6 protein-coding genes, 1 tRNA gene and 1 pseudogene are annotated in these 7,710 nt (G+C 42.7%); 3 read left to right on the plus strand and 5 right to left on the minus strand.

All coding sequences use genetic code 11. From position 1 onward, the window contains the following. Positions 1-299 (plus strand): hypothetical protein (locus tag KKE17_07635; GenBank protein ID MBU1709859.1); only part of this gene is annotated, 299 nt, incomplete at its 5' end. 14 nt (positions 300-313) lie between these two features. After that, the gene (locus KKE17_07640) at positions 314-1,018 is read left to right on the plus strand and encodes a polyprenol monophosphomannose synthase (protein MBU1709860.1); all 705 of its coding nucleotides are present in this window, start codon (positions 314-316) and stop codon (positions 1,016-1,018) included. Positions 1,019-1,079: 61 nt separating this feature from the next. Here the strand turns inward: KKE17_07640 and KKE17_07645 are convergent, their stop codons facing one another. From KKE17_07645 to cysS, 5 genes and pseudogenes are all read right to left on the minus strand, one after another. Further along, positions 1,080-3,368, minus strand: coding sequence for a hypothetical protein (locus tag KKE17_07645; protein MBU1709861.1), 2,289 nt, complete (start codon positions 3,366-3,368; stop codon positions 1,080-1,082). A gap of 415 nt (positions 3,369-3,783) precedes the next feature. Further along, positions 3,784-3,897: pseudogene (locus KKE17_07650) on the minus strand (prepilin-type N-terminal cleavage/methylation domain-containing protein). Positions 3,898-4,199: 302 nt separating this feature from the next. After that, positions 4,200-4,274, minus strand: a tRNA-Gln gene (locus KKE17_07655). A 123-nt stretch (positions 4,275-4,397) separates the two neighbouring features. Beyond that, the gene (amrB, locus tag KKE17_07660; protein MBU1709862.1) at positions 4,398-5,207 is read right to left on the minus strand and encodes an AmmeMemoRadiSam system protein B; all 810 of its coding nucleotides are present in this window, start codon (positions 5,205-5,207) and stop codon (positions 4,398-4,400) included. 41 nt (positions 5,208-5,248) lie between these two features. Beyond that, a complete protein-coding gene (cysS, locus tag KKE17_07665) occupies positions 5,249-6,715 on the minus strand; it encodes a cysteine--tRNA ligase (protein ID MBU1709863.1) in 1,467 nt (488 codons plus the stop codon). 262 nt (positions 6,716-6,977) lie between these two features. Here cysS and KKE17_07670 point away from each other — a divergent pair, with 262 nt between their 5' ends. Then, positions 6,978-7,445 carry a hypothetical protein gene (locus tag KKE17_07670; GenBank protein MBU1709864.1) on the plus strand — a complete coding sequence of 156 codons (468 nt, stop codon included), beginning with the start codon at positions 6,978-6,980 and terminating at the stop codon, positions 7,443-7,445. Positions 7,446-7,710: the final 265 nt, after the last annotated feature.

Raw genomic sequence — 7,710 nt, forward strand, 5'->3', positions numbered from 1 at the left:
GCAGATATACTGCCAAAGCCGAAAACCACAGCATTGTCGGAAGATGTTTACAGAATTTATTGAGAACGATTAATGATTGTTTCTGTGAATACTGGCTCACTGTGTGGGATTTCATATCATCTGTTGAGGAATATTTGCTTTATATGAGTTGCTGCCTGCATGAGACCAGTCAGTTAATAGTTTCAGGGAAAATGAGTCGGGTGTTTTGTTTTAGCGGTGAACATGTGTCCAAGAACATCATTAATTTGTCAAATAATCCCGGAACAACTCTTTTAATACTTTCTAGTGAGACGGGTTAATACGAGATGCTGATATGAAATCATTAATAATAATACCAACATATAATGAGAAAGAAAATGTCGAAATGATTATCGCTCGGATTTTCTCAGTCGACAACACCCTGGAAATTCTGGTAGTTGACGATAATTCTCCTGACGGCACAGGAGCAATAATTGAAAAGCTGATGCAGCAGGATAAGCGGCTCCATGTTCTTCATAGAAAAGAGAAGATGGGGCTTGGAAGAGCGTACATCGCCGGTTTTGAATATGCCATTGCCAACAGGTATGATGTGATTTTTGAGATGGATGCCGATTTTTCACATAATCCCAGATACTTGCCCATTTTTCTTGATACAATTAAAACAGCGGATATCGTAATCGGCTCAAGATATCTTAAAGGAGGTTCAACCAGGAACTGGCCTTTGCTGAGATTGCTTCTCAGTTACTGCGGGAATTTATATATACGCTTTGTTACCGGCATGCCGATCAAAGATGCAACCGGCGGGTTCAAGTGTTTCCGGCGGCAGGTCCTGGAATCCCTTGATTTCAGTAAAATCACCTCGGAAGGTTATGCCTTTCAGGTGGAAGTCAATTATCTCTGTTGGAAAAAGGGCTTTTCAATTCAGGAAATACCCATTGTTTTTGAAGACAGGAAAGTCGGCGAGACCAAAATGAGCGGCACGGTTGTATTCGAAGCCTTGAAACTTGTGTGGGGGCTGAGATTCAGAAAAATTCAATAAATGCTGAGAAGGATACTCTGCATTCTTGGCAACTCTCAAAATACTCGGATATTACCTCAGTTTACCAATATAAATCGTACAGCCTCCAGGCGCTGTTGCCTGGATAGACTTTTAACAGTTGTTGGAGGGTGATTGCAGCCTTTGAGCGATTGCCCTGTGTATTGTAGAGATTGAAGGCTACATTAAGTAACGGCGGGAACTCGCTGAAGCGCTTAAGGGCTTTTTCTGTTTCGAGTAATGCAAGATCATGTTGTTTGAGCCTGGAATGCTTTCGTATCCGATATAACGGGATGAAAGGGTTTTCCGGGTCAATACTTTCAGCCTTATTGAGGAGTGAATCAATAATAGAGATGAGTGGTGGATAATTGTTAAGGATGAAATCCGCAAGATCCATGCAAAGCCTGAAAGGGATGTTTGAAGCATATGTTTCGTCATTTTTGATATTTGAAAGTGTAACTGCCTTTTTATTGTTTTCGACAAGCGTTTCAATGATTTCTTCAAGGGCGATGATTTTTTCATTATCCGGGAATTTCTTTTTTGTCCGCTCAATGAGATGCGCGGCCTCACTGTATTGTCTGACGGTCAGGAGGATGATTGTCATCCGGACAGGTATGTCGATTTTTTCGCCTTCCAGCTGGAAATCCTGACGGAGATCTTCGTCATTATTAACCGCGGTTAATATCTGTTCAAGCTCTGCGGCAACAAAATAAAAACTGTCCGGTTGATAGGTGAGTCCGGTGAGGCAGCTTGAGAAGGCTTTTTTGTATTGTTTTGTTTTATGGTAGGAATAGGCAAGATTATACATCAGGTTATGAAATGAGCGGAAATTTATGTTCGGCTTTATGTTTTTGAGGAAATTTTCTCCGAATGCAACCGCTTGGTCATATTCTTTTCTGGAGTTATACACCGCAAGGATGTTATTGGCGGAAGTAATGTATTCTTCTCGGTTATGGCTGCTGAGTTCAAGGGCTTTGGTCTGCATTGCAAGGGCTTCATCGAATTTGCCTTGAAGGGCCATGGCCTTGCTCGCGTTGGTGTATACCCTGGGCTTGTTCGGAGATTTTTTTCGTGCGTCGTCATAGATGCTGAGGGAATCGCGCCAGTCGTAGTTTCTGGTGGTGGTGAGCATGGAAGAAAAGGATGCGAGAATAATGATCAGCAAGGCGAAGACCTTTTGTTTTTTTTCACTGGTCGTTTTAAGTCTGGAAAAGAAAAGATCCACCAAGCCGATAAACGCGATGAAGAAACCCATTGAAGGGAGATAGAGTCTGTGTTCAAAAATCAATTCCAGCGGGACGACGGTGGATTCAATAATCAAGTTCAGATAGAACCACAAAATACCAAATGTGATCAGGGGATGTTTTTTTCGGATTTTGAATGCCAGAAACAAAAGCAGGAGCAAGAAGGTTAGAGATGAAAAAGTCGATATGGGGTTAAGCAAAGAGCTTGAAATTGAAAAGTCATGATCAAAATTCAACCGGCCCGGTAAAGGTAAGATCAGGAGTGTCAAATAAAAAACAACTATTCTGAATTCCGTGAAAACCCGCTCAAGCATTGTGAAATCACGTTGGTAATATCCGGCAAGAACCATATCATTCCAAGGTCGTTGGATGAGAGGAAGAATGATTATCAAGGTGAAAACAACGAGGAGCAGGTGCCGTGCTTTAATGGCTTTGATAATTTTGCCTGCAAGTCCGGGAGAAAGGAATAAGCTCTCCACCAATAGTATCATTGGCGGCAAAGTCGCGGAAATTTCCTTTGAGAGAAAAGCGAGGACGGCCGACACCAGGCAGCCCGTGAAAAACATGATGCGTTTAATCAGCGTATCTGAAAGTCTGGCATGGATATAAAAGGTCAAAGAGGTGAGATAAAATAACGCGGCAAGGGATGTCATCCGCTGCACGAGATAGGTGACCGCGTTGGTCTGAACCGGGTTTAATCCCCAGAGTGCGCAAACAGCCAAAGCAAAAAGCGGTCCCGGATGAGTAAAAAAAAGGGCTTTGATGCCGGAATCTGTCTTTCTTAAACTCAGCAGGAAAAGGAAAAGGGCAATAGTTGCCAGGATGTGAATGAGGATGTTGGTTAAGTGAAACTGGACAATATTGCTGTCGGAAATATAGTGATCAAAAGCAAAGGTTATTATCGGTATCAGCCGTTTTTTCCCAAATTGTGTATTGCTCAGTTGTTTGAGAGAATCAAGGGATAAATCGTCAATGTAGATATCGGCGATTTCAACAAATGATGCACGATCGTCTAATATTAAAGGGGAGTGAAATGTATTTATGTAGCTGAGAAAAATGAGCGCAATGACTGCAAGAAGAAAAAGGGTTTGGTGGCGAATATTGTCCAAGGGCATATTTGAGATTTGTTTTTTGTGGAGTATTGGGGAAATTGACAAAAAAAAGCTGCAATCCGCAGATTATACGGATTGCAGCCAGAGTCAAGTTTAAACGGATACCTTATTCCTCAGCCATGCCGAGTTTATTAGCAAGATTACCGCTCAGTATCCATTCATTGATCTTTCCAGCTTCAGCTCCCGGACGGGCGGTCATAACCAAGCCATTCAGTTTTGACATGGTCAGGGAATCTCTCATCAGGATTTCCAAAAAGCCAGAGGCATTGATCGATGGTGTAAAGTAATATGTGTCTGAATCTTCTGAAAGATTAACCATGTCGGCTTGTACTGGCATGGTATTTTTTGTGGCATAATAAATACCAATATTTGTTTCAATTGCATGCATGCCGGGGAATACCTTGGATGTTACTTTTGATTTCTGGATATAGTTCATGTACGCAGGGATAGCTACTGCGGCTAAGATTCCGATGATCGCAACAACGATCATCAACTCGATAAGGGTAAAACCTTTCTGGTTTTTCATTGCTTCTCCTCCTTTGTTGGGTTTGCAATAAATTTAGTGAATTGATGTCTTTATCGTTAGCATTTTCTGTGCCAGATAGAGTAGGAAAGGAATCATTGATGCTGTGTTGAATGATTATTCATTGATATCATTGAACTAATATCTGGTCAATTTATTTGACTTGAACTCAAATATGATTAAAGATATGGGGTGAAATAACCGATAAGATCATGCTTGAGGTGACGGAATTTGTCATTTGTCGGGATTAGTGACAAAAAATGTCACTGTGGGGGGCTGCTGGCATAGAGATCAGAAAGGAAAAGTGGCTGGGGAGCAGGGATTCGAACCCCGAATAGGCAGAGTCAGAGTCTGCTGACTTACCGTTAGTCAACTCCCCAGCAAATTTGATACGCAGCAAACATAGAGAACAGGTTATCCCTTGTCAAGGTATTTCTCAAATTCCTTATTATGAAGAGAGTGAGTTTATCTTTTCTCCAGGAACTCAAAGATTTTCAACCCGGTCAGCAAATCACAAATCCTGCATACCCCACAACCTGGGCTGTGTCGCCGCTGGTTTCGCCTGAATCCATGTATCGAACAAGCTCTGCCTTTGTTGCGCCCAGTTCGAGGGCCGTCAGAAGAGCGATGGTTGTGGGTATGATGCCGCACATGGAAATCCTCAATCTGCGCACGGTCTCATAGAGGCCTTGCGGATCAAGATCAAGCACGCGCTCAATGGCCAGTCTGTCTTTTTCTGAGGCGGATTTTCTGGATTCGTAATGGGTCATATCGGTGCTTGCGACAATCAGCACATCTCCGTCAAAATCATTGATTGCAGCGGAAAGCTTATTAGCGACACTTATACAGGTTTCAAAGGAAATATGGGATATGACCAGAGGGATTATTGACAGATTTTGCTGAAAATATTGAAGAAATGGAATCTGGACCTCCAACGAATGTTCGTGTTGGTGAGCCGGGGAATCCGCTCGGATTGACGAGCCTTTGGCAAGGAGGTTTTGAGCGAATTTTTCATTAATCGGGATTCTGCCGAGAGGCATTTCCCATTGGCCTTCAGACATCAAAGCAACCGGTGGGCCAAGGCCGTGATGATTTGGGCCCAAAATAATGACATTTTCAGGGATGGACACCCGGGAATAAGTTTCCCCGGCAACGGCGCCGGAATAAATATATCCGGCATGGGGGGAGACAACGGCTGACGCCTTGATCTTTTGCGAGGCCGGGATTCTCGGTATGAGTTTATCGAGATTTTTTTTTAAAGTTGCGGGATCGCCGGGATAAAATTGATGAGCAACTGCCGGATAGCGTGTCATGCTGCACCTCACAGAATTTTAGACAGAAACCGGTCAGCACCTTATGTTTTAACCTGCCAGGTTGTGCCTTCGGGGCCGTCCTTGATTTCTATGCCTTTTGCAAGGAGAGAGTCTCTTATTGCATCTGCCTTAGACCAGTCTTTATTGTTACGGGCTTTGATCCGATCTTCAATTAATTGTTCTATCGCAGCCTCATCGATGTCAAGGCTTGAAAGGATTGTTTCCTGCTTTTGATTAATATATGCGGTCGGGTTTTCGGTGAGCAAACCCATGACACCGGCGAGTTTTTTAATGGTTTCAGCCCCTGATCGCAAAAGCGTAATATCATGTTTCCCTGGATTTTCCGGTAATTTCTGTCGGATTCTGTTCAGGACTTTTGCAGCATCAAAAAGGTGTCCGAGCCCCTGGGCGGTGTTGAAATCATTATCCATCGCTTTATGAAACCGGTGGGCAAGGGTTTGGATTTTTTGGGCTTCCTTGTCAGTAACAACCGTTTCAACGTTATTCTCTCCAGGGTTTGTAATTTTTTCGATTTCCGTGAGGCAGCTGTAAAGTCGTTCCAGGCCGGCGGCCGCATCATTAAGGGCGGCAACGGAATAATCCAGAGGGTTTCGGTAGTGGGTGGAAAAAACTAACAGTCTCAAGGCCTCGGCCTCATGTTTTTCCAGTACTTCGCGGATGGTAAGAAAATTGCCCAGAGATTTTGACATTTTCTCATCCTTGATAGTGACAAAGCCATGGTGAATCCAGGTGTTGACAAAATCCTTGCCGGTAGCCCCTTCGCTCTGGGCGATTTCATTTTCATGATGGGGGAAGATCAGATCTTTACCGCCGCCATGGATATCAAAGGTATCGCCAAGATATTTGCGGCTCATGGCGGAGCATTCAATATGCCATCCGGGTCTGCCTTCACCCCATGGGCTGTCCCATGCCGGTTCACCGGGTTTACTGCTTTTCCATAAGGCAAAATCCATGGGATTCTGTTTATTTTCATTAATTGAAATTCGTGCCCCTGCTTTCATGTCTTCAAGGGTCCTGCCGGAAAGGGCGCCGTATTTATCAAATTTTTCAACGGAATAAAAAACGTCATTGCCCACTTGATAGGCTATGCCGCGCCCGATTAATTCCTCAATCATTGTGATGATTTCCGGGAGATGTTCGGTGGCTTTGGGTTCAAGATTCGGCGGAAGGCATCCCAATGCTTCCATATCCTCATGAAACGCCTTGATAAATCGTTCGGAAAGTTCGGTAGTCGTGGTGTTCTGTTCATGTGCCCTGATGATTATTTTGTCATCAATATCGGTAAAATTACGGACAAAATTTACTTCATAGTCGCGATAACGCAGATAACGGACAATCATGTCAAAAACCAATGCCGATCTTGCATGGCCTATATGACAAAAATCGTAGGCGGTTATGCCGCAGACATACAGATTAATTTTTCCGTGTTCCAGTGTTTTAATCGGCGCCTTGCGGCCGGTTTTTGTATTATAAATTGAAACTGCCATCAGCTCTCCAGAGTCAGATTCTGTTTAAAATGGCGGAAGGGGATACGCCTTCGTGTAAAACAAATGTCCAAACAAAAAATAAACTATGTTATATAACCTTTTCGTTTTGAGGTGGCAACATTTGTTATCTGCAGACAATTGCCGTTGGCATTAATTGCCGGTAAATGAATTTCCTGGAAAATTGCCGCCCTGAAAACTGGTTTATATTACAGACTAACTGCTTGACAATCGCTGCCAATGGCTGCAATCATGAGAAATTATTATGGAAAAAGTTTTTACAGCCCCAGGATTATTACTTGCAAAAAAACTTTCAAACAACATTACAGTGACATGTTTTGATGAATCCAAACATGTCGCCGCAGACAGGTGGCGCGTCAAGGTTCGATTTGAGATTCAAGTGCCCCTGGATCTTGAAGTTATTTCTGCGGAAAACAAAGGAATTGTTGCGGCCTTTATAGAAAAAAACGGCGAACATCTTGTGCAAACTCTCTACAAAGAAAGACATTTTATTCCGCAGCAGGATGTTGAAAAAACAGTGAGTGAATTGATTGATCGGGTGTTTGCTACTACCCTTGCTTATTTTGAATCAAAACGTTTTCCAGTAAAATATATTGAAAAAGCGTATGCTGAATTCGAAGAAAACCTGAAACATCTGTCTGAGACGGGTCTGGAAGCAGAAGATCAGGAAGATGAAGGACCTGCTGATTTTTCACATTGTTTCCGTGATTGAACGGATGCCTTGTTTAAGGAGTGCGCATAAGTCTCTTAGCATGATTTATTCTTGACAAACTGTATGGATGGAATCATATTCTCTCTTTTTCAGATAAAAGCCTTGTATTAAAAGCAGACTCATTGTTTTAAATCCAGTGTAGCATTTAAAATTGACTCTTAAGTAAAGAATTTAAACCTGAAATATATTCCCCATGAAACATACTTTAATGTGTCTTTTTGCAAAGGGTTATTAAAGGAGAAGTGATGAAGGTACTGATTAGCGA

The sequence above is a fragment of the Pseudomonadota bacterium genome (assembly GCA_018823135.1).
In the GTDB taxonomy this organism is placed as follows: domain Bacteria; phylum Desulfobacterota; class Desulfobulbia; order Desulfobulbales; family CALZHT01; genus JAHJJF01.

Bases quoted from the DNA above. Each gene is read 5' to 3' on its own strand.
- KKE17_07670 (MBU1709864.1), top strand. From the start codon at position 6,978: ATGGAAAAAGTTTTTACAGCCCCAGGATTATTACTTGCAAAAAAACTT.
- cysS (MBU1709863.1), bottom strand. From the start codon at position 6,715: ATGGCAGTTTCAATTTATAATACAAAAACCGGCCGCAAGGCGCCGATT.
- amrB (MBU1709862.1), bottom strand. From the start codon at position 5,207: ATGACACGCTATCCGGCAGTTGCTCATCAATTTTATCCCGGCGATCCC.
- KKE17_07640 (MBU1709860.1), top strand. From the start codon at position 314: ATGAAATCATTAATAATAATACCAACATATAATGAGAAAGAAAATGTC.